18 protein-coding genes are annotated in these 26,073 nt (G+C 47.5%); 13 read left to right on the plus strand and 5 right to left on the minus strand.

Features of this window, described 5'->3' with window-relative positions; genetic code table 11:
- Positions 1–170 precede the first annotated feature (170 nt).
- On the plus strand, positions 171–1,352 hold the full coding sequence (locus F4X88_00545; protein ID MYA54757.1) for an MFS transporter: 1,182 nt from the start codon (positions 171–173) through the stop codon (positions 1,350–1,352).
- Between the two features lie 11 nt (positions 1,353–1,363).
- Here the strand turns inward: F4X88_00545 and F4X88_00550 are convergent, their stop codons facing one another.
- The 3 genes from F4X88_00550 to F4X88_00560 all read right to left on the minus strand — a co-directional run bounded on the left by F4X88_00550 (position 1,364) and on the right by F4X88_00560 (position 6,814).
- Positions 1,364–4,999: a tetratricopeptide repeat protein gene (locus F4X88_00550; GenBank protein MYA54758.1), complete on the minus strand. Its 3,636-nt coding sequence runs from the start codon at positions 4,997–4,999 to the stop codon at positions 1,364–1,366.
- Between the two features lie 229 nt (positions 5,000–5,228).
- Positions 5,229–5,483 (minus strand): hypothetical protein, encoded by a 255-nt coding sequence (locus F4X88_00555; protein ID MYA54759.1) that lies wholly within the window; start codon positions 5,481–5,483, stop codon positions 5,229–5,231.
- A gap of 623 nt (positions 5,484–6,106) precedes the next feature.
- Positions 6,107–6,814, minus strand: a complete 708-nt coding sequence (locus tag F4X88_00560) for a hypothetical protein (protein MYA54760.1) — start codon at positions 6,812–6,814, stop codon at positions 6,107–6,109.
- A gap of 801 nt (positions 6,815–7,615) precedes the next feature.
- Here F4X88_00560 and F4X88_00565 point away from each other — a divergent pair.
- The 12 genes from F4X88_00565 (at position 7,616) to F4X88_00620 (ending at position 24,081) form a co-directional block, all read left to right on the plus strand.
- On the plus strand, positions 7,616–10,276 hold the full coding sequence (locus F4X88_00565) for a site-specific DNA-methyltransferase (protein ID MYA54761.1): 2,661 nt from the start codon (positions 7,616–7,618) through the stop codon (positions 10,274–10,276).
- Positions 10,277–10,861: 585 nt separating this feature from the next.
- Positions 10,862–12,181, plus strand: coding sequence for a DUF3696 domain-containing protein (locus tag F4X88_00570; protein ID MYA54762.1), 1,320 nt, complete (start codon positions 10,862–10,864; stop codon positions 12,179–12,181).
- Complete coding sequence (locus tag F4X88_00575; protein ID MYA54763.1) at positions 12,181–12,687, plus strand: hypothetical protein; 507 nt, start codon at positions 12,181–12,183, stop codon at positions 12,685–12,687. The genes F4X88_00570 and F4X88_00575 overlap by 1 nt, the downstream gene beginning before the upstream one ends.
- A 26-nt stretch (positions 12,688–12,713) precedes the next feature.
- The gene (locus tag F4X88_00580) at positions 12,714–14,021 is read left to right on the plus strand and encodes a DUF3696 domain-containing protein (GenBank protein ID MYA54764.1); all 1,308 of its coding nucleotides are present in this window, start codon (positions 12,714–12,716) and stop codon (positions 14,019–14,021) included.
- Complete coding sequence (locus F4X88_00585) at positions 14,021–14,569, plus strand: hypothetical protein (GenBank protein MYA54765.1); 549 nt, start codon at positions 14,021–14,023, stop codon at positions 14,567–14,569. The genes F4X88_00580 and F4X88_00585 overlap by 1 nt, the downstream gene beginning before the upstream one ends.
- An 11-nt stretch (positions 14,570–14,580) precedes the next feature.
- Positions 14,581–17,577 (plus strand): restriction endonuclease subunit R, encoded by a 2,997-nt coding sequence (locus F4X88_00590; GenBank protein MYA54766.1) that lies wholly within the window; start codon positions 14,581–14,583, stop codon positions 17,575–17,577.
- Positions 17,567–18,424, plus strand: coding sequence for an ABC transporter permease (locus F4X88_00595; GenBank protein MYA54767.1), 858 nt, complete (start codon positions 17,567–17,569; stop codon positions 18,422–18,424). Before F4X88_00590 ends, F4X88_00595 begins: the two co-directional genes overlap by 11 nt.
- A gap of 14 nt (positions 18,425–18,438) precedes the next feature.
- The gene (locus F4X88_00600; protein MYA54768.1) at positions 18,439–19,227 is read left to right on the plus strand and encodes an ABC transporter permease; all 789 of its coding nucleotides are present in this window, start codon (positions 18,439–18,441) and stop codon (positions 19,225–19,227) included.
- A 228-nt stretch (positions 19,228–19,455) separates the two neighbouring features.
- Positions 19,456–20,562, plus strand: coding sequence for an alanine racemase (alr, locus tag F4X88_00605; GenBank protein ID MYA54769.1), 1,107 nt, complete (start codon positions 19,456–19,458; stop codon positions 20,560–20,562).
- Positions 20,563–20,589: 27 nt separating this feature from the next.
- Positions 20,590–21,531, plus strand: a complete 942-nt coding sequence (locus F4X88_00610; GenBank protein ID MYA54770.1) for an ABC transporter ATP-binding protein — start codon at positions 20,590–20,592, stop codon at positions 21,529–21,531.
- Positions 21,532–21,584: 53 nt separating this feature from the next.
- Positions 21,585–22,748: a hypothetical protein gene (locus tag F4X88_00615; GenBank protein MYA54771.1), complete on the plus strand. Its 1,164-nt coding sequence runs from the start codon at positions 21,585–21,587 to the stop codon at positions 22,746–22,748.
- 19 nt (positions 22,749–22,767) lie between these two features.
- The gene (locus F4X88_00620; protein MYA54772.1) at positions 22,768–24,081 is read left to right on the plus strand and encodes a hypothetical protein; all 1,314 of its coding nucleotides are present in this window, start codon (positions 22,768–22,770) and stop codon (positions 24,079–24,081) included.
- Between the two features lie 180 nt (positions 24,082–24,261).
- On the opposite strand, the gene F4X88_00625 is transcribed toward F4X88_00620, so the two are convergent.
- Positions 24,262–25,137, minus strand: a complete 876-nt coding sequence (locus F4X88_00625; GenBank protein MYA54773.1) for a 4-hydroxy-tetrahydrodipicolinate synthase — start codon at positions 25,135–25,137, stop codon at positions 24,262–24,264.
- 77 nt (positions 25,138–25,214) lie between these two features.
- The gene (locus tag F4X88_00630; protein ID MYA54774.1) at positions 25,215–26,039 is read right to left on the minus strand and encodes a diaminopimelate epimerase; all 825 of its coding nucleotides are present in this window, start codon (positions 26,037–26,039) and stop codon (positions 25,215–25,217) included.
- Positions 26,040–26,073: the final 34 nt, after the last annotated feature.

A 26,073-nucleotide genomic window follows, 5' to 3' on the forward strand; every position in this document is an offset into this window, starting at 1 on the left:
TCCAACCCTATCCGGTGAAATTCGATATCGAACCCTTCGCTTTTAAGTTGACAGGCACGCCCCCTACTGCTATAATAAATACTATTATGTTTATTAACTCGCTCCTGGATCGCACCGATGGAGTAGAAAAGGTGTGTATTTTTCGCTGCGGCTTTTCGCGTTCATCTTAGATGGAAAAATCAAGACTTCTCTTTCTGTTCTTAACCCTATTCTTCGTGATGCTCGGGTTTGGCATCATCATTCCGAATCTCGCTTATTACGCTAAAGATACTGGGGCAACCACCACTGAAATCGCCATATTGATGTCCATCTATTCTGGGATGCAACTGCTGTTCGCGCCGATCTGGGGTAGACTATCGGACAAGCACGGCAGAAAACCGATGATCTTACTTGGATTGCTTGGAAATGCCGCCGCTTTAGTCGGTTTCGGATTGGTAAAAGATTACGTCTATCTTCTCACGGCGCGCGGCGCAGCCGGTATCGCTTCAGCGGCGGTGCTGCCGAGTGTAATGGCTTATGTGGCAGATATAACCACGTCAGAAGAACGTGGCAGAGGGATGGGACTCATGGGGGCGGCGATGGGTCTTGGTTTCATCCTTGGACCTGCGATCGGGGGTGTCATGGGTAGCCATGATATACCCTTCTTTGTTGCAGGCGGTTTGTCTATACTCAACTTCCTCTTTGCGCTTATCCTGTTGCCAGAATCTTTGCAGAAAGACATCGCCGATGAAACAGCCGGAGACCCGCATGAATGGATCTCTCCAGGCGAGATATTCCGTCGGACCACCTTGAAATCCCCACTGACGCCGCTTTTTCTTGTTGCGTTTTTCTCAACCTTCAGCTTCGCAGGATTGGAGATGACGTTTCCACTGTTCATTGAGGACCGTTGGAATTACGGAGAGAGGGAAATGGGGTGGATGTTCATGTTTATGGGAGCGATCGTAGTGCCCCTACAGGGCGGCCTGCTCGGAAGACTCATCAATAGGCTGGGGGAACGCCGTATCATCCTCATCGGGTTACTCCTCAGCGCGATAGGTATGGCACTTTTGCTCAACGCTTATTCTTTCGTGACACTCACGGTGTATCTTACCATTGCTGGCGTTGGCAATCAACTCATCCGTCCAACGAATGCCTCATGGATTTCCAAACAGACCCAGATTGGTCAAGGCACGGCTATCGGTATCATGGACGCCTTCTTAAGTTTGGGGCGCATTCTGGGTCCCCTCCTCGGGGGTTGGCTCTACGCAAAAGAGGCATACCCGTATGTAGTGCTGGCGGGGATTTTGGTTCTTACAACGTTTTGCTTATACATCCCTCTACGACGCATTAGGGAAACGCATCCGACAAATTAGCGTTGTCTCTCTCATTCTATTACATCATTCAACGGCGGCAATCGGTGTTCGACGCGTCGTGTGTTGTATTCACGCTGATACCGCCGATGCGCTTCATCGTTGGGGTAGTGTTCAGTATCGGGATACGGATAGCTGGACATCCCATGAAACGGTAGGGGTTCAACCGTTTGGGATGTGAGCGTATTGATGTCGCCATCTTTATCCCATCCGTCGCTGTAGAGGATAAAATCGCGCACCCATCCTGCTTTCAATGTCGGTAGGCGTGACGCCTCAAATTCCACTGTGATTTCGTCCCCTGCATTGAGGATAACATACATGTCGTCAACTTCCTGTAATAGAGGATTAACATCGCCATAACGGGTGTAAAAACCTGCCAAGTCGCGCCATTGTGCAGCCTTTGTAACCTTTTGGTAATCAAACAGGTGCGGGGCATGTGGATTCGGACGATACATCTCAGAAAAGCCTCGGTAGTGTAAATCCGCGCTATCTGGGTTCAGGGTTGTCACTTCCATCGGGACCGTCTGTGTGCCGACAGTGAAAAACGCTGTATCCCAGTAAATCTGCATATCGGTTTCAACTCGAACGCGTCGATCCTCCGACAGAAATTTACCCGTCACGTCAACGGTGATTGTCTTATTTTTCCCTGCGGGGAGTCCAATCATATCGATGATGGTTTTCCATTCGCCTGCCTTATCTTTCACAGCAACCGACGGGAAACTGGGGTTGATTGCTGGATTCTGGAACAGGGCAACATTGATGCTGGTATCCGTCGGGAAGATCCATCCACCGAGGAAGAGCGTCAGCGGTGCGTCGTTTGGGACATCACCGAGATCGAGAACAACGGCGTGCGGCTCCACAACGCCTTGATAGGGACCGGGTGTATGTTCAACGGCATAGCGGTAATCAAACGCTTTTAAAGCATCGGACACATCTTTACCGTTATGATCAACAGCGGATTTCGGGAACCGTTTTTCTGCGACACCATAGATTTTGAACGCTGCAAACGGGGGCGGCGTATACTGTTCATTCACAAAAATATCAGTATCTTTTGGATGATCAACCGCAATCAGTTTGACTTCATCAAAATAGGCGGTTTCCCACAACTCCTCCGTAATCTGAATCGAATATTTGCCGGACTTCGGTTGCATTTGCGCTCCCGATATTTTCACGAAATCCTTTGTTTCATCCGGGGCGACGAATCCCATGGATGTGACGAGTCCCAACGGCGCACGCCAGAGCAAGTCTGTGATGAATTGATACGCTTCACCGTCGTATACATATAGGAATGGACAAGAGCCTTTTAGGACCTGTTTTTCCAAAATTCGCTGTCTCACGTGTGGTTTGACGACGTTTTGTGGAACACCGTTTGTCCAAACGACGCGAACGACATCTGCAGCCTCATAAGCCCCTAACCCGAAATGGGATACCTGTCCGGTTACATATTGTAGTTGATACAGATCCCCGACCTTCACCTCCAGTTTCGAGCCGATGCCGTCTCTATTCACTTTGTTGTTTCCTGCAGTAATACCTTCCAACTGCACCTGTATCCAGTTGTTTTGATTGCCACCGTCGTTTTGCAATGCGCGCAGTTGTCCCTCGGTATTGATGAAAAAGAGATCGAGATCGCCATCATTGTCATAATCACCCACAGTCCCAGCCCTTGCGTCTTGGAGAAGTGCTCCTTCGGTGGGGGTGATCGATCCGATCAATGGATAGGGTTCATTAAACGCACCACCGCCATCGTTCCGAAACAGGAACATTCCGTCTTGCCCACTCACCCAAATATCAACTTCCCCATCGTTATCGTAATCCAAATTTTTCAATAAATCAACCGGCAAGTCAAGGGCACTCGCCTCTAAATTCGGTGCGTCGACAAAACTCGCATCCCCTCTATTACGATAGAGATGGAGGCGCTCTGCTGTCGCCAAAAAGAGGTCAAAGGTGCCATCGTTGTCGTAATCGCCAGTGGCAGCGGCAGTATAACGCACATCCTGTGGGATTCCTGTTTCACTGGAAATCGCTCGGAGTTTTCCTTGGCGCAGGTTATCAAAAAGTGTGCATCCGGTTTCTTCATGTATCACAAAAATATCTATATCCCCGTCGTCATCAAAATCAGCAGCGTGTGCCTCAATAGGGGCACCTTGCGCGCCAAAAGCGTCGCTCGCCTCAGTTGCTATAAAGGTCTGTTCACTCACATCGGTAAACGTTAAATTTCCATTATTGTCTTTGTGATTGTGATTCCGATACATCGTGAGACTGGTGCGTCCCGACAAAAGGTCGAGATCCCCATCATGGTCAAAATCAACAGGCAGCAGCAGACCTGTTTCGTATACCGACTTCTGCAGTTGAACGAGGGGTGATGTCCCCCAATTTCCATCTGCATCCATGTGAAGGGACGTTATTCCTTCGCGGGTTTGGAGTAAAAATTCCTGTATCCCATCTTTATCCAGATCTACCAACGCGACGGCGTGCGGTAGTAAAGCCTGCTGTTCCAGTATCTCTTGAACCTCTCGGACAGGGATAAACTGCTCACCCGTATTTTGAAAGAGCATCCCCGTGAGTGTTGTATAGAGATCCAAATCGCCATCGCCATCGTAGTCGCTCAGCAAAACATCTACGAAACGCAAAGGCACCCCTTCGACGTTACCGAGTCCAAGTTCTTCGGTAACATCCACAAAATCTACTGTAATCGGGGTTCTCTTTTTGGCTGTAATCCGAGTCTTGAATCCTGGACGAAACATTTCTATGGGATGTCCGAGGATGTCGGTAACCAGTTCACCGATGCCCTGTTGATAACGTGGGCTCGCCCGTTGCACATTCTCAAAAATTCGGATGTTTCGAGTAGCGATTTTCAGGTCGCCTTGTTGTATCGCAGTTATCCCTTGTGTGAGATATTTCAGTTTTTCTGGGTCAATATCGCCTAAAAGGAGCATCAACTCTTGACAAAGATTTTCGGCATCTTCAAGTTTCTCCTGTGCCAAAAGTCCTTGTGTCAATTTCAACAGCACAACGATATTTACCGGAGAACGTGCGTGGAGTTCCTGCAGATGTCGAACTGCTTCCTGCTGCGCTTCCGGATCGTTGCGTTGTGCCAGATAATGGCGGATCAGTTTATAGCGAAACTCCAACTCATCGGGTGCCAACCGCACGGCTTCCTTCATCGCCTTCACGGCTAATTCGCTCTGTCCTTGGAGTTGATAGACTTCGGACAAGATGAAGTGTAATTGACTGTCCATCGGTGCGACAGCGATTCCACGTTTGACCCATTCTTCAGCGGTATCTGCCTGCTGTAGACGTAGGTATGCGACAGCGAGGTTGCCGTAACCGATCGCTTCATCGGGAAGCAGTTTAATAAGTGCCGTAAACGCCTCGACTGCTTTCGAGGGCTGCGATTCTTCGAGATACGCCAACCCTAAATTCTGGTGTCGGATCGCATCCTCGATGATTTGCGTGCTTTTCATCTCTTGGGCATTTACCGTCCAAACGGCAAAAAACCCTATCAAGAGCAGTATATACATTGTGTATTTTCTTATTTTAATTTTTCCTTGCGGTTCGGTCAGGAACGTTAGAACGTTTCCGTCCCTTTGCGTATATCCGCCTGCGCCGTTGTTGCAGGCTACATTTTCGTTTGTATCCTTAAATATCATTTCTTAATTTTTCCTTGCGGTTCGGTCAGGAACGTTAGAACGTTTCCGTCCCTTTGCGTATATCCGCCTGCGCCGTTGTTGCAGGCTACATTTTCGTTTGTATCCTTAAATATCATTTCTTAACTTTTCCTTGCGGTTCGGTCAAGGGGATTGAAAAAATAAATAACCTCTCCGTAGACCCGCCTTCCATTACGTTTCAGGCTACATCTTTGTTTGTATTTTTTCATTTTTATTCTTTCTGAATGTCTTCTGCGGCATCTCGGATTGCCTGTCGTATGCTGTTCCGTCGGAGTCTGAGTGAATCTTCCAGCTGCTTGAGGTGCAGCAGCCACGACTCCTTAGAATCACCTTCTTCTGTGCCAAATCCATCTGTAATGGAAAGGCGAATATATTTTAAGCGTTCTGTCTGTAGGACCTTCATTTGCGCATCGTAGTCCTCGATCCCGGATTCTAACAGAGAGATCAGTTCCCGAATCTTTTCCAATGTCCGGCTCCTTTTTTTAATTTATGGTCCTCTGGGCTGCGCTCCATTACATTACGCGCAGGTTCTTGGTGCAATTCACGCAAGACAGGTTCGTTGAAACCCTTTTGTAATAATTAACCAAAAACCACCGCGTAACATTGTTCCGTGGGGTCCCTATGGAGAAAACCTGCACCAGAAGGCCATAGGAAAAATGTCAGCAACGAGGATTGAGAAATTAGTTTATCTTATTTTACGTTTGCAATCAAACAAAAATCTGAATTGCGGATGATCGCGGATGATACAGATTACGCGGATTTGGGGTATGTCTATAACGCCTCTATGCCGCTCCTACGGAGCTCAAAAGAGGTGGGTCTCTTTTTTCTATAAACATAGCGTTCCTACGGAACTCAAGAGGTTCGATGCCTCTGTCTTGAGGGTCTTTAGTCCTGTAAGGACGTTATGTTTATAGCAGCGTTTTCCTTAGAACCACAGGTTCCCTATAAGGGGCATGTCTATAACTGCTATATGCCGCTCCTACGGAGCTCAAAAGAGGGGTCTCTTTTTTCTATAAACATAGCGTTCCTACGGAACTCAAGAGGTTCGATGGCATCAGAAATGAATTTGGAGGAAAAATATGGGGGCTATCACCATTCTTGGGGCGTATATGTGGCGTGTAGGCTTGCGACACCTGATAGCTTTGTCTCCAGTGTTTTGAGAGAGATAAATAATTTCATCAATTGTTGTTCTTCCTTCATCCGGACGTTATACCACTTGAGAAGCGACTGATCTGTGGCGTGGAGCCTTCGGAAACAGTCGTCGCGTTCCCCTGGCAGTAGGGCTTCTGCGTATTCCGTCTGGTAATGGCTATGCTGTTCGTGTAGGTGGTCGATGCGGGTATCAATTTTTTGTAGACGCTTGGTCTGTGCCTCAACACGGGTGAGGAGTGTATCCTTCAACTTGCTGTCTATCCGGTCATACGTATGTCCGAGTGTCTGACGGACGTGTTCTTGGTGGAGATTGTAAAGGGTCTTATACCGGGAATGTGCGAAGACAGCACTGGTGGGGTCACAGGTTCGGAGTCGATCGGAGAGTCTTTTTCTGAAAGTATCGTCTGCGTCGGCCTGCTCTTGCAGCTTGGGGAACGTCTCAATCAGTATGAGGACGACATCCCCCCGTGCGAAACCTCTGGCAAACAAACTGATGGCAAATTCGATCTCATCGGGTGAGAGATGGATCGGTGGCAAGGCTGCGATTTCTCGGACCTCTTCAAGTTGCATGTCGTCATAAACAATTGGTTTCTCTTCAACGGCGCGTGGCAACTGTGGGTTTTGGTTCTGGTGTTTTTTGCTCATTTTTTAGCTCCTTTAGCGAAATGCTGCGAATTACAGCGAAAAATATCGTTAGCTCCTTTAGCGAAATGCTGCGAATTACAGCGAAAAATATCGTCTCCTCGATTTTTGTAGGAGGATCGGTGATCTATAGAAATCACAATTCAGCGTGTAAAAAAGCAGGTAACGTATGCGTCTAACTCTCAACGCGTTGGTTACCAGATGATGCGTCTGCCTCGTGAGATTCTCACAGAGTTGTCGCGTCAAATATAGCACAAGCACAGGAGACCAACGGTTTCCTATGCTACAATTGTCCAAAGTTCACGAGTGGTACTAAATAACGATTTGTAAAATATTAATTCACATAAGAATAACGTTTTGTCCGCAATTCTCATATATGGATATGATTTTAGTCCCGTAGGGTTTATTTGCTTGGGTATTTCTTCAATATGTTTATAGAAATGCGTCATTAACACCTCTTTTTAGTCCGGTAGGGACGGTATGTTTATGGGATAATATCAATATCTGTGAAAATAATAAAAACAATGAGTTAATTGGCACAAGCCGTAAAACTTAGTAATAATATTGTATCCAAAAACATATTTTTAGTCAACATAAAAATAGATATTCTACAGAATGATTCAGTCTTAGAAATTTATCAGATTTTTTGGAATGTGAAGGTTGTTTTCGCAGGATCGGGGTTCCTAACATTCGGCGAAAAAATGGAAAACTAAAGAGCTCTCCCTAATTTTTCGTATCTATTGCAACGATCTCATATTCGTGTTAATATGTGTAGTATCATGTAGCACGAGAGGAGAAGACACAATGCCGAAAAAACCGATTGAGCATTATGAACACCCAGACACACTTCCGAACAACCCGACACAAGAATTGAGTGGTTTCGCCGAAGATGAGGAATATGCACCCACCCGTTACCCACGTGATACTGCATTAGACCCGCAACTGGTCTGGAAAGGCAAGGACCAACAGAACGATAGCGATCTTGAGGTTCAAACTGTCCCTATCTACACACAAGAACACATCCAACCGCAAGCGATTATTGAAAATCTGCGGGCACAAAAACGGCGGGAATCCGATCAAACCGAAATGCTGTTTGAAGGGTTCAACGACCTTGACTTTTCCCAAAAGATTGAGTTCTATCAGCACGAGCAGAATTGGCACAACCGCTTTATCCTGGGAGATTCACTCGCGGTGATGAACTCCCTCGCTGAAAAGGAACATCTCAAGGGACAGGTGCAGATGATTTACCTTGACCCGCCTTACGGTATCAAATTTAGTAGTAATTGGCAGGTTAGCACCCGAAAGCGTGAAGTCAGTGATACGAAAGTAGAAGACGTTACACCGCAGCCAGAACAAGTGAAAGCGTTTCGTGATACGTGGGAACTCGGCATTCATTCTTACCTTACTTACCTCCGCGATCGCCTAACTGTTGCTTATGAACTGCTCGCGAATAGTGGCAGTATCTTTGTTCAGATTAGTGATGAGAACGTCCACCGCGTGAGATGCTTATTAGATGAGGTATTTGGAAGTGAAAACTTTGTAGGAGAGATTGTTTTTAAAACCCGTAGTACATCTACGAGCAAGCATCTGTCAATTCTAAATGATTTCATCCTTTGGTATGCAAAAGATCGCGAGCAGTTAAAATTTTACCCTTTATTTATGAAAAAGGAGCTCAGTTCAAGGTTTTCTACAGCAGAACTACCGAATAGCAAAACAGTCCCTGCTTTTTCTAATGGAAATCCAATCGTGGATCTTCCTGAAGGCACTAATTTTTTCTCCAGTAGCAGCTTAGCCTCTACCTCTGGGAGTGGAATAGCCACCTTACCTTTTATATTTCGCAATCAGGAATACAACCCGGCAACAGGCCGGGGCTGGCGATGCAGCTCTGACGGATTATCACGATTGGCAAAATCAGATAGGATAATTTCGACTGATGCAACCATCCGTTATAAATTTTACTTTTCCGATTTTCCTTACATGGAGCTAGGAAATCTTTGGACTGATCAGCTTTCTGCTCAAGATAAAAGTTATATTGTTCAAACAAATGCAACTGTTCTTCAACGCTGCATGCTGATGACAACCGACCCCGGCGATCTCGTCTTGGATCCAACCTGTGGCAGTGGCACGACCGCATATGTCGCTGAACAGTGGGGTAGACGCTGGATAACAGTAGATACGTCCCGCGTCGCGCTCGCGTTAGCACGCACTCGTCTTATGGCTGCTCAGTATCCCTATTATCAGCTTGAGGATGCAAACGACATCAAGCAAGGATTTGCCTATCAAACCGCACCGCATGTCACTCTCTCAGACATAGCAAATAATACAGAGATTGACGACATCCATACTGAATATGCGAAGAAATTGGATCCGCTGCGTGCAGCAATGAACCACCTTATCGGGCAGAACTGGGAGGAATGGGAAGTTCCGATCGAAATTAACCCAAAGTCGGATGCGGAGTTCCAGAAGTTGCATCGTCAATGGCTCTCTCTCAAGCGTGAGCGGCAACAGGAAATGGATGCCTCCACCGCCCGGCGTGTCAAAAATGAAATCCTCTACGATTGGCCTTATGAAGATAGAAAACGGGTTCGTGTTACAGGTCCCTTTACCATGGAGAGCCTATCGCCACACCTCGTTTTGGATCCTTCGGATACTGAAGATACTGCACCAAAGACCACTTCTTCCAAAACTTCGCAGGATTACCATCAACATATTCTTGAGCATCTTAAAACAGCCGGTGTGCAAACTCGTCTCAAGGATCAGCGCATCACCTTCGACTGGTTGGAATCACTTCCCGGTGAATGGTTACATGCGGAAGGCGTGCATACGGGTGAGAACGGCGAAACGCAAAGTGTTGCCATTAGTATCGGGCCGGAGTATGATACGGTGGGTCGTCAATGGATAAAAGAAGCTGCTAAAGCAGCAATACGCCGCATTCCTAAATTTGACATGCTGATTGTTGTTGGGTTTGCCTTTGAAGGCTACACGGCTGATGAAAGCACGCGCATGGGGCCTCTTACGATTCTACCTGTCAAGATGAGTCCGGAACTCTTAGTGCGTGAACTCAAAAATACGGGGGACGGGAACCTGTTCATGGTGTTCGGAGAGCCAGATATTGAGATTGTAGAGCATGAAGATGACACCGTCTCTGTAAAACTCTTGGGTGTAGATGTATATGACCCCAAAAAAGGGTTAGCTCGTTCCAATACACCGGACGATATTGCGTGTTGGTTTATTGACACTGCCTATACGGGTGAGGCATTTTTCGTAAGACATGCGTATTTCACTGGGGCAGATGAACCCTATAAACAACTGCAACGCGCGTTGAATTCGGAGATTGACGCGGAGGCGTGGGAAGCACTCTATCGAACGGAGAGTCTTCCGTTTCCGAAGCCTGAGACGGGTAAGATTGCGGTGAAGGTTATCAATCACTACGGGGATGAGGTGATGAAGGAGTATAAGGTGTAGGACGGGTGGTTGTCTGAATCGCGGATTTACACGGATTAGCATTTGTAGCGTAAACTTTTAGTTTGCGTGCATTATGGGGATCAGTATAAGGGGCGTGTGCTATTTGTCTGAATCGCGGATTATCGCGGAGGACACGGAGGACGCGGATTTTAAGAGGACGTTCATTGTCTGAATCGCGGATTTACACAGATTATGCGGATTATCACGGATTTTAAGAGACGTTTTCTGCAAATCCATATCTTTCCACAGTTTAGGGGTGTATAAATATTTTGGCAGCGTCCCCGAGTCCCTCAGACATAGCACTCCGCTGGAGTGCCGTGGTTTGGGCATTCCGAGTTCTATAGACATATCACACCTTTGGTGTGAAGAGATCCTGACTTATCAAGAGGGGCCTCTTTGCTCCAGCGGAGCAATATGTCTATAGAAAAATGTGCGTCATGTACCCGCACTCCAGCGGAGTGCTATGTAAACCAACCCAACATAACAAAAAAATCAATGCTTTGTCAAAACCTTTATACACCCGTTTAGATTTACCTTGAATTGCCTTGAGAAACTGCGTATAATAGGGATAAATGGAGGCAAAAAATGATTACGCATATACGGGTAAAGAACTTCAAATCGTGGAAAGATAGCGGGCAGGTGGACCTCGCGCCATTGACGGGCTTTTTTGGCACGAACAGTTCTGGGAAAAGTAGTTTGTTGCAGATGCTGTTGTTGCTTAAACAGACTGTTGGGAGCGACCAGATTCTCTTCTTGGGTGACGAAACCTCTCTTGTTAATCTTGGCAGTTTCGATGAAGTCATTCATAGGCACAATTCAGAGGTAACGCTTGGGTTGGAGTTCGGATGTAAACTTCAAGAGCCATTAACTATAATGACCCTTCAAGAACACGATAGATACATAGGAAGTTATGACTTGGTTCCGTTGGATATTGATAGTTTCACTTTCGACACTGCTATCAGTGGAAGTAAGGTCGATAGGACTCTTGAACACTTTTCTTACACAGTTGGACCTGAGGCGATTCAGAGAATAGCATACCGAAAATGGCACCTTTATTATGGAGATATAAAGAAGGCACCAATAGGAATAAAAAACTGCTATATGACATCGGAAGGACTATCAGATGAATTTTTAGGTCCGCTTTCTGCTGTGTTTGAAGAACTATTTGCCGGTGTCTATTATCTTGGACCAACTCGCGTTCACCCGCAGCGCTATTATTATTGGGAAAAGACACATCCTAAGGAGGTAGATCTGTGGGGGAATAAAGCGGTTGACGCGCTACTCTCTGCGCGCGTTCAACAATTAACAACCGCCTACAATGGAAAAAGTGTCCCAATTGAGGAGCGGATATCTAAATGGCTTCAAAAGATGGAACTCGCTCACTCTTTTCGGCTTATTCCGATCGGGGACCTTGATGATAACAATTACGAAATTCGCATCCGAAAAACCCCGAGTAGCGCAGAAGTCACGTTAGCCGACCTGGGGCATGGAGTCGGTGATTTGTTCCCTTTGCTGGTGCATTGTTGTTATGTACCAGAAGGATCAACGCTAATTTTGGAGCAACCCGGCATCCATCTTCACCCGATGGCACAAGCCGATCTTGCAGATTTATTTTTAGAGGTTATCAGGGAGCGCAATTTGCAAATTTTGGTAGAGAGCCATAGCGAACATCTCTTAACCCGTCTCCAACGCCGAATCGCTGAAAAGGAGATTGATCAGAACGATGTCGCCCTCTATTTCTGCCGGAATATCGACGGGGAGTCAACCAAAGAGCGGCTGGAAGTAACTGAATCAGGGGACATCAAAAACTGGCCCGACAACTTCTTTGGCGATGTGATGGGTGATATGTTTGCTATGACTGACAAACAGGCCGAACACCTAAACGACCAGGATCCGGAGGGTTAATGGACGCTGTTATAATTGATACGAATGTGATGGTGGTTGCAAATGGGAAAGCCGCTGCACCGCAGGCGCGTTGCAAATGCATTATCCGTTGTCGGGCGCGGCTCGCTGAGATCCTCCGGGAATCTGAAAGAGTTCTCCTTGATGATAAAAAACGAATAATTCAAGAGTACCGAAGAAACCTGAATAAAAAGGGGCGCGGATTTGGAGATCGGTTTTGGCAAGAATTGGTAAGAAGGATGTGGAATTCAGAGAAAGTTATTAGAGTGCCAATCACACCCTTGGCTGGAAACGGTACCGATTTTGAAGAATTTCCGAATGATGATGCATCACTAAAAGGCTTTCATAAAAAGGACCGGAAATTTGTGGCGGTTGCGCTTGCATACCAGTCCGACACTGGACAAGAGGCACCAATTCTAAAAGCGGAGGACAGTGGCTGGGAGGAATTTCGGGAAGCACTTGCTGCCTATGGTGTCCGAGTTGATTCCATCTGTGAAGAGGATAGTTAGGATCCACACCAAAGAGGAATAGGAAAATGATTACGCACATACGGTTAAAGAACTTCAAAGCATGGAAGGACAGCGGTGAGGTAGAACTTGCACCGTTGACGGGTTTTTTTGGGACGAATAGTTCTGGAAAGAGCAGTCTGTTGCAGATGCTGTTGCTGCTTAAACAGACTGTTGGGAGTAAAGAAGTTATCTTCTTCGGTGATGAAAATTCGCTCATCAATCTCGGGAACTTTCGCGAAGTGATTCATGGACATAAAGATGCGAAACAACTTGAATTAGCATTTGGATGTAAATTCCCGGAATCAACAACAATCAGAATTTCTCAATACGGGTTGAAGCCCGATGAAGTAACATTCGACTCTTTTAATTTTGAGACTACTATCCAGAAATATGGTAACTCACAGACTGTGAATCGTATTTGTTATGACATCGGTGGTAGGATTAAAAAAATAAAATTAGAGGGCAACGATATTCTCTATCAGGATAAACGGTTATTCACAGGAAGCTATAAAAACTGCTATAGTATAGAAGAGACAACAAACGATTTTCCGGGGTCAAACGACTTTTTAAACTTGCTTTCCTCTAAATTTGAGGAAATGTTTTCTCACATCTACTATATTGTCTCAACCCGCGCCCATCCTAAACGTCATTATCATTGGGAAGGAAATTACCCTGAGGACACTGGACAGTGGGGTAATCAAACCATTGATGCCCTGCTCTCGGCGCGTGTAGATCAGCGAATGACCCCTTATAAAGGGAAAGATGTCCCAATTGAGGAGAGAATCTCGGCATGGCTCCAAAAAATGGAACTAGCATACGGATTTTGGTTTCAGCGAATAGGCTTGCGGAATGAAAGGAGCTATGAGATGCGCATCCAAAAAAGCCTTAATAGTGCCAGAGTAACGTTGGCAGACATAGGATATGGAGTAGCACAATTTTTACCGATTCTCGTTTTGTGTTATTATGTTCCAATAGGATCAACGCTGATTCTGGAAGAACCTGGTACTCATCTGCATCCCAAAGCACAAGCTGATCTTGCGGACCTGCTGATAGAGGTTATCACAGAGCGCAGTCTTCAGATTCTGGTAGAGAGCCACAGCGAACACCTACTAACGCGCCTGCAACTGCGTATCGCGGAACAGCAGATCGCTGCAAAGGATACAGCTCTCTATTTTTGTGAAAATGAAAACGGGGTTTCTACCATCAAATCATTAGAGGTAGATGAGATCGGTAACATCAGAAATTGGCCGAAAGATTTCTTTGGTAATGTCCGAGGCGACCTCGTTAAGATGGCACGAGAACAGATGAAACGCCAGAAGAAAGCAGAGGATTAATGAACGCTGTTGTCATAGATACAAACGTTATTTTAACCGCAAAAGGCATGTCTGAACAGGCATGGAACGAATGCGTAACTGCATGTCAAGAACGATTAGATGAGATTATTGAAGGTCCTGAAAGAGTGGTTATTGATGACGATTGGATAATTCTCCGTGAGTACATAAACTATCTTGAAGACGACGATTCAACGACAGACCCGCGAAACGGTGGGTCCTTTTTGGAATGGTTCATCCGCAATTATGAGAATCCAGAGGAATGCGTGCAAGTGTCTCTCACACCATTTGAACATGGAACTGGTTTTGAAGAATTACCCGGTACTTTCAGGGGCTTTGACTCGGACGATAAGAAATTTATTGCTGTAGCAGTTGTGTACGAGCAGGTGTATCAGCAACAAGCAACGCTTCTACAATCGGTAGATAGTCAATGGTATGGCTCTCGAAACCTATTCATTGAGAATGGCTTAATAGTTGAATTTATCTGTGAGGAGAACATCCGCGATTTGCATGAACGCCGTGAGAAAAGACGACAGTCACGAACCGAATAGAAGGTATCTACATGTCAAAAGTTACCATAGAAAACCCAGTTATCAACAGCCCATTTGAAGAACCAGAACGGCATTTCAAATTCAATGCGCGCGGTATCACGGAAGAGATTGCCGATGGCAGACGTAGAAGTGAATACTTCATGCCCTTTCCGAAACCGAAAAAACGGTCAGGGCAGGACCAGATGCAATTTGAACTTCCCGACCAAGATCTCCGGCAGGCAAACGCCTTTATCAATAGCGTGCGGACACAAGTAACGGCGTGGCGCAACAGCGGCTACCCTGGCGTAACGCCGACGACGAGACGACTCCTTGAGCATTGGAATAATCCAGAAAATGAACCTCGCCTCTTTTTCTGTCAACATGAAGCCGTGGAGACTGCTATCTATCTCAATGAATGTGACAACAAACAGCGAAATGATTCACTTCACGGACAACTTGTAAGAGCGAATGCGGAGGCAAACCCCGATCTTTTCCGAATCGCTTTCAAGATGGCGACAGGTAGTGGTAAAACAGTTGTGATGGCGATGCTCATTGTGTATCATACACTGAACAAAATCGCGAGTCCCAAAAGAACCATTTTCGCTGACGCGTTTCTCATCGTTGCTCCCGGTGTTACAATTCGAGATCGGCTTCAGGTTCTCTATCCAGAAAAATCTGACAACGACTATCAGAAAATGAATTTGGTTCCACGTGGGGACTATGACGCACTCTGTCAGGCGAAAATCGTTGTTACGAACTATCATGCCTTCCAACGCCGGAAGAAGGACGAATTAAGCAGAATAGGCGAAAAGGTCCTCGGTGAGGGTGCTAAAAACTTCACAGAAACGCCGGAAGAGATGGTAATACGGGTCTGTCGGGGGCTCGGTAAGAAAAAGAATATCATTGTCCTAAACGATGAAGCACACCATTGCTACCGTCCGAAAAAAGAGCAAAAATCCGAATCAAAGGAAGATGAGGCACGTTTGTGGATAAACGGACTTGAAGCCGTGAAAGCAAAAATCGGTGTAAAGCAGGTCTATGATTTATCGGCTACGCCTTTCTTCCTAAAAGGGTCAGGATATGCCACAACGACACCAACTGGAAAGAAACTCAATGAGGGGGTGTTGTTTCCGTGGGTGGTCTCCGATTTTGCGTTAATCGATGCGATCGAATGTGGTATCGCGAAAGTGCCTCGCGTGCCGGTGGCTGACGATGCAATGAAAGAGGATCCGATTTATCGCCGTCTCTGGGATACTGTCCGTCCGAAACTCAGCAAAATCGTTTCTGAGGGTGAACCGCAGCTGCCACAAGAATTAGAAACAGCACTTCAAAGCCTCTATAGCAATTATGAAAAATCTTATGATTTGTGGCAAAAAGACCCGCATGGGTTAACCCCACCTGTCCTGATTGTTGTTTGTAATAACACAAAAGTTTCCAAACTCGTTTACGACTGGATCGCTGGGTGGGAGAAAAAGACTCCCGATGGGGAAAATATAGTTGTTAAAGGCAATCTTTCGATATTCAATAACGAGGACAACGGTGTATGGAGCGATCAATTGAACACAATTCTGATTGATAGCAAGCAATTGGAGTCCGGTGAGGCACTTAGCAACACCTTCAAGAGAGCCGCTCGAACGCAGATTGAACAATTCAGGCGCAAGATGAACGTAGAGAAAGTTACAGATGGGGATCTATTGCGCGAAGTGATGAACACTGTCGGCAAGAAAGGTGAACTCGGTGAGCAGATAAAGTGTGTCGTCTCCGTTTCAATGCTGAGTGAAGGGTGGGATGCGAAGCGTGTGACGCATATCCTTGGCGTGCGCGCCTTTAGCACGCAGCTGCTCTGTGAACAGGTCGTCGGCAGAGGCTTGCGCCGCTCCAGTCACGATGTAGAACAGACAACTGTTCATGTCAACGGAGAACAGGTTGCGTTGGAGACGTTTCCACCGGAATATGCAGAAGTCTACGGTGTGCCGTTCTCATTTATCCCAGCAACGGGCAGCGGAAGGGCAATACGTCCAGGTTCTGTAACAGAAGTGGAAGCACTCCCCGAACGGCAGGCAGCGTGTGAAATCACATTTCCAATAATTGCCGGTTACCGTCGCCACCGCCCCCCTGAAAAAATTGAGGCTATTTTCACCCCAGAGTCTCGTTATGAACTCTCCACCGCGGAGATCCCGGCACGTGTCGAAATCCAGGACCTAACTGGGGAAAGTAAAGAAGTTGAACTACCTTATCTAACGAGATTTCGAGAACAAGAAACCGAGTATTCTCTCGCGAATATGGTCATGGAGAGACATCTTCGCGACGATGATAACGATGCAAAGTGGTGGCTGTTTCCGCAAGTGCTTCGTATCACGCGCCGTTGGATGAAAGAATGCGTTACCTATAAAGACAACATGTATCCTCAGTATTTTCATATTGGAGAGATTGCACGAAAAGGCGCGTTTCGGATTTATCAAGCAATTCTCAGGGGAGAATCACAAACCCAAAACAGTGATTCCGAAAAGGACGCTGAACCTAAAACTTTCCTTCCAATTTTCCGAGACAAGGAGCGTACCGGATCCACAGAAGGGGTGGCGTTTGAGACGACGCAACCCACATGGGAAACGCGACCGGATAAATGCCATATTTCACATGTCGTCGCGGATACAGATTCGTGGGAACAGAAAACCGCACAGGCACTGGAGCAGATGGATGAAGTTGTTGCTTATGTCAAGAACCACAACTTGGATTTCACCATTCCGTATACCAACCACAATGGAATGAGCTGGCAATATGTTCCCGATTTCATTACCCGCATCCGAAAGCCCGGCGATAATTCTGGCGATAATATCGTGCACCTGATTCTTGAAACTTCAGGTAGGGAACGGGAAGACAAACTGCAAAAAGTAAATACTGTCGAAAATATGTGGTTGCCGGCTGTGAATAGCCATAGTGACTTTGGAGAATGGGCGTTTCTTGAAATTACCGATCCATGGGATATGCAGAACACCATCCGTGAGTTCATGAGCGAATATGCGTCGTAACTACCACCTCCTTATCCTCCTTTTCCCTGTTGTATTCTGGCTTGTCTGCTTCTTTCTGCTTCCACTTGTATCGGTATTTATTTATAGTTTCATAGAGCGCGGCACATACGGCGGGGTGCGGTGGCACTTCACATGGGAAAACTACCAACGTCTGTTTGATGGATTGTATCTCGGTATTCTCTGGCGTTCGGTATCGACAGCGTTGGTCTGCACTGCAGTCTGTCTACTCCTCGGTTATCCGTTCGCTTACTATCTGGCACGCTATAAACCGAAACATCGAAACGTCTTGTTACTGCTCGTGGTCGTTCCATTCTGGACGAACTTCCTCATTCGGACCTACGCGTGGATCCTGATACTACGAACAGAAGGACTCCTGAACAACCTCTTGGGAGCCGTCCTCCCGAATTGGAGTCCGTTAGAACTGCTGAACACACCCCTCGCTGTCCAAATAGGACTCGTTTATGGATACCTGCCGTTCATGATACTCCCACTCTATGCTGCTTTGGAGCAATTGGATGTGTCGCTGTTAGAAGCCGCACAGGACTTAGGCGCACCGCCACGCCGGGCGTTCTGGCACATAACCGTGCCGCTGAGTTTGCCCGGTATCCTTGCGGGTTCGATGTTAGTCTTTATTCCGACGGTAGGTGCGTTTCTAACGCCGGATCTTCTCGGTGGTGGAAAAGTGAGTTATATCGGGAACGTCATTGAGCGGCAATTCAAAACGGCACGGGATTGGCCCTTCGGATCGGCACTCTCGTTCATGCTGATGGGCATCGTTCTGGTCGGCACCGTGCTATATTTCCGCGCGTTACAACAAAACGAGGAACAACCTGACAGTCCGCGTTAGGGCAGAATTTAAAAATGAAACGTGTTTTCGAAGCCAATATAGGGGTGGTTTACCTCTTTTTATATATGCCGATTTTAGCGGTTGTGGTGTTCTCATTCAACAGTGGCGAACAGATCTCCGTTTGGGAAGGCTTTACATTCAACTGGTATGCAAGACTGTTTGAAGATGCAGCATTGTGGCGGGCGTGTTGTAATAGTTTGATGGTAGCAGGCGTTGCGACTGTGATCGCTACCGTTATCGGGACAGCAGCGGCACTCGCTATAGAACGACACCACTTCCGTTTCCGAACCGCCCTTGTCCGAGTGCTCTATCTTCCGATTATTATCCCTGACATCGTGTTGGCGATTGCGTTGTTGACCTTTTACGTACAAGTCAGGATTCCACTCGGCTTAATTACCGTCATCATCGCGCACGGTGTTTTCAACATCGCATACGTTACGATTGTCGTGCGGGCACGCCTGCAAGGTTACGATAACACCTTAGAAGAAGCAGCGCGCGACCTCGGCGCGAACGAATGGCAGACCTTTTGGCGGATAACACTCCCTCTGATCGCCCCTGGAATTATTGGCGGTGCGCTGCTCGCCTTCACGCTCTCTATTGATGACTTTGTTATCACGTTCTTTACGGCTGGTGTGGGTTATACGACGCTCTCTGTGCATATCTATTCGCTGCTGAAATTCGGGATTACACCGAAGATTAATGCCATCTCAACGATGCTGTTGGCGAACTCCATTGTATTTATCCTGCTGTTCTTGTGGTTCCAAGGGGGTGCTACTTCCTCCCAAAAGCAAGAAACACAGTAGCACGGCTATTCGCGCAGATCTGAAATTCCTGTTAGATATAGTCTCAACCTGGGGTCAACCCCGTTCGTAGTAAGGCAATTCATTGCCTGTTCTTCTCATTGCGAGGCAGTGCGATGAATCGCACTACTACAAACTAACCCTAAAATTCAAAATGAACGAAACACAACTCGTAAATTTGTGTAAATTGTGATATAATTTTCGTGTTGACGCAGCAAGGTAAAAAACAACATGCCTTATTTCCGAACACACACAGAAATCGATCTACTGGCAATCAAACACAACGCTGAAGCAATCAAGAGACACACAGGTAAACAGTTGATTGCGGTTGTGAAAGCAGATGCTTATGGTCATGGCGCAGTGCGTGTAGCAGAAATACTGCGTCCAATCGCTGATATATTTGCAGTCGCAACGGTCGAAGAAGGCATTGAACTACGTCAAGCGGATATACGCACACCGATTCTTATCCTCTTTAGTTGTTTGCCTACGCAGGTTAAACACATCGTTGAATTCAGTCTGACACCATCAATAGGGAATTGGGAATTCGCGACAGCATTGAATGAAATTGCCTCAGAGACCGCGCCTACGAAGGTTCACGTCAATGTAAACACTGGAATGAATCGGAGTGGTGTGTGTTGGACAGAAGCCTCGCAGTTTCTGGATAGATTGCAGACGCTGCCACGGCTTGAAACTGAAGGGCTTTTTACACACCTTGCCACCGCGGATGAGGCAGATAAAAGTTTTGTTTCTGTTCAGTTAAAGCGGTTTTCATCTCTGCTTGCGGACAACAACGAGAGAATAGTGCATGTAGCAAACAGCGCAGCATCGTTGTTGGTGCCTGAATCCCATTTCGATGCCGTCCGTCCTGGTTTGAGTCTATATGGAGTCTACCCGACAACTGAAAAACCTATCCCATTAAAACCGGCACTTACATGGAAGTCCTGTATCGGTTGGACGGGTTTTATTCCCGAAGGGGAGGGTGTCAGCTACGGATTGACGTATAAAGCGCCTTATCCGACGCGTGTGGCGATGGTGCAGATAGGTTACGGGGACGGCTATTCGCGCTCACTGTCTGGTATCGGCGAGGTGTTAATTGGGGGGATGCGTCGCCCGATTATCGGGAGGGTTTGCATGGACGTAAGTGTGGTGCAGTTAGAGCCTTCGGACAAGGTATCTATTGGTGATGAAGTGGTGCTGATCGGGAAACAGGGAAACGCCGAAATCACGGTCGATGAAGTTGCCCAGCGTGCTGGAACAATTTCCTATGAAATCTTAACGCAGATAGGTCCCCGTGTAAAAAGGACCTTTCGTCCGGTTAATCATAACAACGAACACTAAATCTCATCGGAAACCAGATTGGCCTATATGAAGATGTTGATTGAAGTAAAGAATGTCTCACTTTTATTTGGCACGACAACCGCATTAGATAACCTTTCACTGCAGGTAGAAGGCGGTGCTGTTGGTTTACTCGGACCGAATGGGGCAGGGAAAAGCACACTGATTAAGACACTTCTCGGCTTCCTCAAACCGAATGAAGGGGCAGCTACTGTATTCGGATTGGATGCGCAGACGCATCCATTGGAAATTCGGAAACAGGTTGGGTACATGCCGGAAGATGAGTGTTTAATACCGGGTATGACCGCTGTCCAATTCGTCTCTTATGCAGGAGAACTCTGTGGAATGCCGAGACGCGATGCACTGCAACGGGCACACGAAGTGCTCTATTACGTGGGTTTAGATGAAGAACGGTATCGCACCGTGGACGGATACTCCGCAGGTATGAAACAACGTGTGAAGTTAGCACAAGCACTCGTCCATGACCCAACACTCTTGCTTCTTGATGAACCCACAAATGGGATGGATACCAGCGGTAGAGAAGAGATGCTCGAACTCGTTAAAGACATCGCAACCGATAAGAACATCAATGTTATCTTGTCTTCACATTTGCTCCCCGATGTGGAGTTCGCATGTAAAGAAATAGTTGCTTTATCACACGGCAGTGTTGCTATCCAAGGACAGATAGAAACACTCAAAGAGAACAAAGGACAATCTTTCGATCTGAAGATCGTAGGTGACAGTGATGCTTACATCACCGCTTTGGAACGTCATAACTTTCAGGTCGAACTGCACCCCGATAAACGGCTGCGTGTTACGTCCGCACATCAGGAGCAGACGGAGACGACATTCTTTTTCAAACTCGCTTACGATACAGGTGTGCAGCTTCGCCAGCTTCGTGGGGTGAAACATACGTTAGAGGATATTTTCGCCGAGGTGATGAGTGTGGATTCACAATTTTCTAACGATTAAATCTGAGCTGCTGCGGACGTTGTCCTTGCAGATATTTTTTAGCGGACAGCAACATGGTGTTAGTGAAGTGTCTTAACGTCCGACATTTTACGGCTATCTTAACACTCGGCATCTTAACTGCCGTTATATCTTTACCCAGTGCAGCGAATGAGATACTTCGCATTGCTGGGATGGGAGGCACCCGTATCGCAACGGCTGCGGAGGACGCAGGCATATTTGGGAATCCAGCATCGCTTGTGGGTGTAAAACACCATAACCTCGCGTTGGGTGCTACGGCTGAAAATATCCACTGGGCAGAACTCCCGAAACACGGAACTGTGCAATTCGCGACTGAAGCCAATATCGATATTTCGCCAGCGTTCTACTATTCACACGCATTTGGTAAATGGGGGACGAGTGCTGGATATGCTGCACGATTTACAAATTTTGTGGACTTCACACTTGAAAGGACCCATGCCGAATATCGTCGAAACTTACGACAATTTTCCGCTACAACCGATCTGTTCACACGCTATGACTTGCTCCAAGAAAGGAGTTGGACAATAGGGATCAGCCGTGAACTCGGAAAATCCGCAACGGGTCTGCGCCTTAGATTGTTAAAGCAGGTCGTAAACCGAGGAATGACGATCTCAACTTTAAATTTGGAAGCACGCCACGGACCCGAAGTAGACGTAGATGTGCCTGAAGAATTGATTGAGGCAATCGTCGAAGAACTACAATTCGGGGACAGAGTCCGAGACATCGTCCATGAACACCAACCGACCCTTGAAAGAACAGTCAACCGATTAGAACTGGACATCGGGTTTCAACGTCCAATATGGTTTGACCCAAAGCAGACGAATCCGCCGTTGTTGGTAGGTGTCCTTTTTGAAAATCTCCTGAGAGCAGACTTGGTAGAACCGCACCCTTTCCGAGTTGGTATGGGTGCTGCGTATGAGCCGCTGGAATGGCTTACAGTCGCAGCGGATCTTTGGCGGGATTTTGGGCAAAAAGGAATAAGTTTCGCGGTTGGCAGCGAATTTCAGAAAACATGGACTGAAATGGCACCAAAAACGGTGGCACTCCGACTCGGTGCGGGACGGACAGATGCAACGCTGCATTTCTCATTCGGTGTTGGACTCAGACTTGGAACCACGTATTTGGAATACGCCCTGATGCTCGGAAATTTCACATACGAATCAGATAAGCACTTATTAGCATTCACGCTACGCTTCTAACTCAGGGAGGGAACCTCACATGGCAGATAGAGACAACGTTATTCAGGTAGGTGTTGCTGAAGTAGATATTACGCCAGATTATCCGATCCGACTGAGCGGCTACGGAAGTCGTCGCACAGAGTCCGACGGTATCATCCAGCGAATATGGGCAAAGGCACTCGCTATCGGCAGTGACGCAGATGAACCCGTGGTCTTAGTAATGGTCGAAAACTGCGGCTTACCGGATGCGTTAACCGAGGAAGTGTCCGACCGAATTCAGGAGAAAACGGGAATCCCGCGTTCCCATTTCGTGGTATGCTTTACGCATACACACAGTGCTCCGTGCCTGACAAACGCCGCACCTTTCCTGTTTAGTTCGGATATACCCCCCGCACATCAGGAAACGATAGACCGATATACCGCTCAATTTAAGGACTGGATGGAAGCTGTTGCCTTGGAGGCACTCGCAAATCGCGAACCATCACGTTTAAGTTGGAGCATCGGAGAACTCGGTTTCGCCAAAAATAGACGCACGGAAGGTGGACCGGTAGACCATTCTTTACCGTGTATGCAAATCACACGTGAGGACGGTACACTCCGCGCCGTCTGGGCAAGTTACGCCTGCCATACCACGACGTTAGCTGGCACCGATAATCACATCTGTGGAGACTGGGCGGGGTTCGCACAAGAAGCGATCCAAGACGCTTTGCCCGGCGTAACGGCTTTAATCTCCATCGGATGTGGCGCGGATGCGAACCCTGAATCACGGATGATGCCGATGCCGGATGGAGAAGAAGAGGTTTTCAGCACCCGTCTTGCGTATGCGAAAGCACACGGAGAAGCACTCTCGGAAGAAATCCAACATCTCCTGAAACAAGAGGCGAAACCCCTCACCACTGTCCCCACTGGCATGTTTGAGCGGGTTAATCTCCCCTTTGATACGCTACCGACCCGCGAGGAATGGGAAGCACGCGTGGCGGCAGGTGGCTCCGATGCTTATCACGCCCAAAAGCACCTCGAACGCCTACAGAAAGGACTCCCGTTACAGACGGAACTTTCCTATCCCGTCCAAGCATGGAGATTCGGCAATGAACTTGCGATTGTTTTCCTTGCGAGTGAAGTGGTTGTCGATTATTCGCTCCGTTTGAAAAGTGAGTTAGATGCCGAACGGTTGTGGGTGGGTGCATACTCGAACGCGTTTCCGTGCTATATTCCGTCGGAGCGGGTATTAGCCGAGGGCGGCTACGAAGGTGAAAGTGCGATGCTCTATTTCGGTCCACCCACTCGATTTGCCCCGGGCGTTGAGCAGCTGGTGATTGATACCGTGCATAGGTTATTGCCGGATGGATTTTAGTGGGTATATTGCGGTTTTCGTCGCGCCTTGTGTAGCAAGGCTTTACTGCGATTCATGCTACGATTCTTCTAAGGGTTTATATCTCCAGCGCGTCCATCTTTATAGATGCTCAAATTTGTTCGGGACATAACACCCCAGACAAATTTAAGCACCCCAGGGCTTATTAGGATCTGACTCAGATTAAATCAACCCCGCTTCCGAAACCGTTTTGCGTAAGGACTCAAGGTTCGCGGGCTCCATCGGTGCGAGCGGCAACCGCAATTTCCCGTTGAGTTTCCCCATCAGGTGGAGCGCAGTTTTCGCAGGAATTGGGTTTGTCTCAATAAAGAGATCCACCGCCAACGCCAACGTTTTGTAGTGGAGTTTACGAGCGAGTTCAAGATTCCCGGCGTGGAAAGCGTTGCACATCTCCGCGACATCCGCGGGCGCGACGTTCGCCACAACTGAAATCACGCCTTTACCCCCGACAGCCATAATCGGTAATGTGTTCACATCGTCACCCGAAAGCACAACGAAATCATCGGGACATAAGTCTACGACTTCACTGGCGCGTTTGAGTTCGCCGGTGGCTTCCTTGAGTGCGATGATGTTCGGATGTTCGGCAAGTCGGGCAATCGTGGGAGAAAGGATGTCGGTCCCGCAACGTCCCGGAACGTTGTAGATGACGATCGGGATATCCACTGTGTCAGCGATCTTCATATAGTGGGCATACAACCCTTCTTGGGTTGGCTTGTTGTAATAAGGGGTAACAATCAGAGCAGCATCCGCACCGGCGGCTTTGGCGTGCTCTGTTGCCCGCAACGTGCGTGTTGTCGAGTTGGACCCGGTACCCGCGATAATCGGCACCTGTCCATTTACAGTTTCGACAGTGAGTTCTATGACCCTATCATGTTCAGTTTCAGACAGCGCGGGGGATTCACCTGTTGTGCCACACGGGACGATGCCGTGTGTTCCGCCGTCAAGCTGAAATTGAATCAGTTCCTTGAGTTTCGCTTCGTCAAGCGATTCATCGTCCTTAAATGGTGTGACGAGTGCAACATAAGAGCCTTGAAACATGTAAACCCTCCTCGTTGGCTACGGCACAACGGACTTGCAATACGCGCTTGCAAGCTGCGCCGCGTGGCCTGCTACTTTTAATAATTCCATGCGTCTGTTGTGAGCTCACCGATGTAGATAACGCGAGCATCGCCTTCAAGATAAACATTTTGAGCTTCGCCGTTCTCGACATCGAAATGAATCTTCAATTCCACCCCACTCGCCGTTTTGACAGCAACCGGGGATGCGACCTTTCCTAACGTTGCAGCAACAATAGCCGAAGCGATCGACCCCGTGCCACACGCGAGCGTCTCATCTTCGACACCCCGCTCATACGTCCGGATATCAATCAGCCCTGGCGACTGAATACGGATAAAATTGGCGTTTGTGCCAGCGGGTTTGAAATCGTTGTGATACCGCGTCTGCTGTCCTAAATCAAAGACATCCGTTCCTTCCAGGTCTTCAACGAAGAAAACAACGTGAGGCACGCCGCTATTCGCGAATCCGACTGTGTGCATTCCATCCGTCAATTGGAGTGGCACATTGAGCCGTATGTCCGTAGGATCGCTCATACGCACTTTAACGTTCTGACCGACTATTTGGGATTCATAAATCCCGGCGTTCGTCAGAAACCGCATCTGTTCAGCAGCGATACCGTTGAGATAGGCGAATTTGGAGATACAGCGGGCGCCGTTCCCACACGTTTCTACTTCGCCGCCATCGGCATTGAAGTAGCGCATGCGAAAATCAACGTCATCTGCTTTTTCGACGAGGAGAACACCGTCAGCTCCGACTGACATACGGCGTTGGCAAAGTTTTTTCACAAAATCTGTATCGGTGCTATCAACGATTCCCGCCAAATTATTGATAATGACGAAATCGTTGCCTGCCCCGCTGAGTTTCATAAAGGGTATTTTGTCCATTCAGAGTCCTTTACTGCGGAGATATAGTTGTGTT

It is taken from the genome of Candidatus Poribacteria bacterium, from assembly GCA_009839745.1.
In the GTDB taxonomy this organism is placed as follows: domain Bacteria; phylum Poribacteria; class WGA-4E; order WGA-4E; family WGA-3G; genus WGA-3G.

Coding starts and splice junctions, on each gene's coding strand:
- F4X88_00545 (MYA54757.1), top strand. CDS start 171: ATGGAAAAATCAAGACTTCTCTTTCTGTTCTTAACCCTATTCTTCGTG.
- F4X88_00550 (MYA54758.1), bottom strand. CDS start 4,999: ATGATATTTAAGGATACAAACGAAAATGTAGCCTGCAACAACGGCGCA.
- F4X88_00560 (MYA54760.1), bottom strand. CDS start 6,814: ATGAGCAAAAAACACCAGAACCAAAACCCACAGTTGCCACGCGCCGTT.
- F4X88_00565 (MYA54761.1), top strand. CDS start 7,616: ATGCCGAAAAAACCGATTGAGCATTATGAACACCCAGACACACTTCCG.
- F4X88_00570 (MYA54762.1), top strand. CDS start 10,862: ATGATTACGCATATACGGGTAAAGAACTTCAAATCGTGGAAAGATAGC.
- F4X88_00575 (MYA54763.1), top strand. CDS start 12,181: ATGGACGCTGTTATAATTGATACGAATGTGATGGTGGTTGCAAATGGG.
- F4X88_00580 (MYA54764.1), top strand. CDS start 12,714: ATGATTACGCACATACGGTTAAAGAACTTCAAAGCATGGAAGGACAGC.
- F4X88_00585 (MYA54765.1), top strand. CDS start 14,021: ATGAACGCTGTTGTCATAGATACAAACGTTATTTTAACCGCAAAAGGC.
- F4X88_00590 (MYA54766.1), top strand. CDS start 14,581: ATGTCAAAAGTTACCATAGAAAACCCAGTTATCAACAGCCCATTTGAA.
- F4X88_00595 (MYA54767.1), top strand. CDS start 17,567: ATGCGTCGTAACTACCACCTCCTTATCCTCCTTTTCCCTGTTGTATTC.
- F4X88_00600 (MYA54768.1), top strand. CDS start 18,439: ATGAAACGTGTTTTCGAAGCCAATATAGGGGTGGTTTACCTCTTTTTA.
- alr (MYA54769.1), top strand. CDS start 19,456: ATGCCTTATTTCCGAACACACACAGAAATCGATCTACTGGCAATCAAA.
- F4X88_00610 (MYA54770.1), top strand. CDS start 20,590: ATGAAGATGTTGATTGAAGTAAAGAATGTCTCACTTTTATTTGGCACG.
- F4X88_00615 (MYA54771.1), top strand. CDS start 21,585: ATGGTGTTAGTGAAGTGTCTTAACGTCCGACATTTTACGGCTATCTTA.
- F4X88_00620 (MYA54772.1), top strand. CDS start 22,768: ATGGCAGATAGAGACAACGTTATTCAGGTAGGTGTTGCTGAAGTAGAT.
- F4X88_00625 (MYA54773.1), bottom strand. CDS start 25,137: ATGTTTCAAGGCTCTTATGTTGCACTCGTCACACCATTTAAGGACGAT.
- F4X88_00630 (MYA54774.1), bottom strand. CDS start 26,039: ATGGACAAAATACCCTTTATGAAACTCAGCGGGGCAGGCAACGATTTC.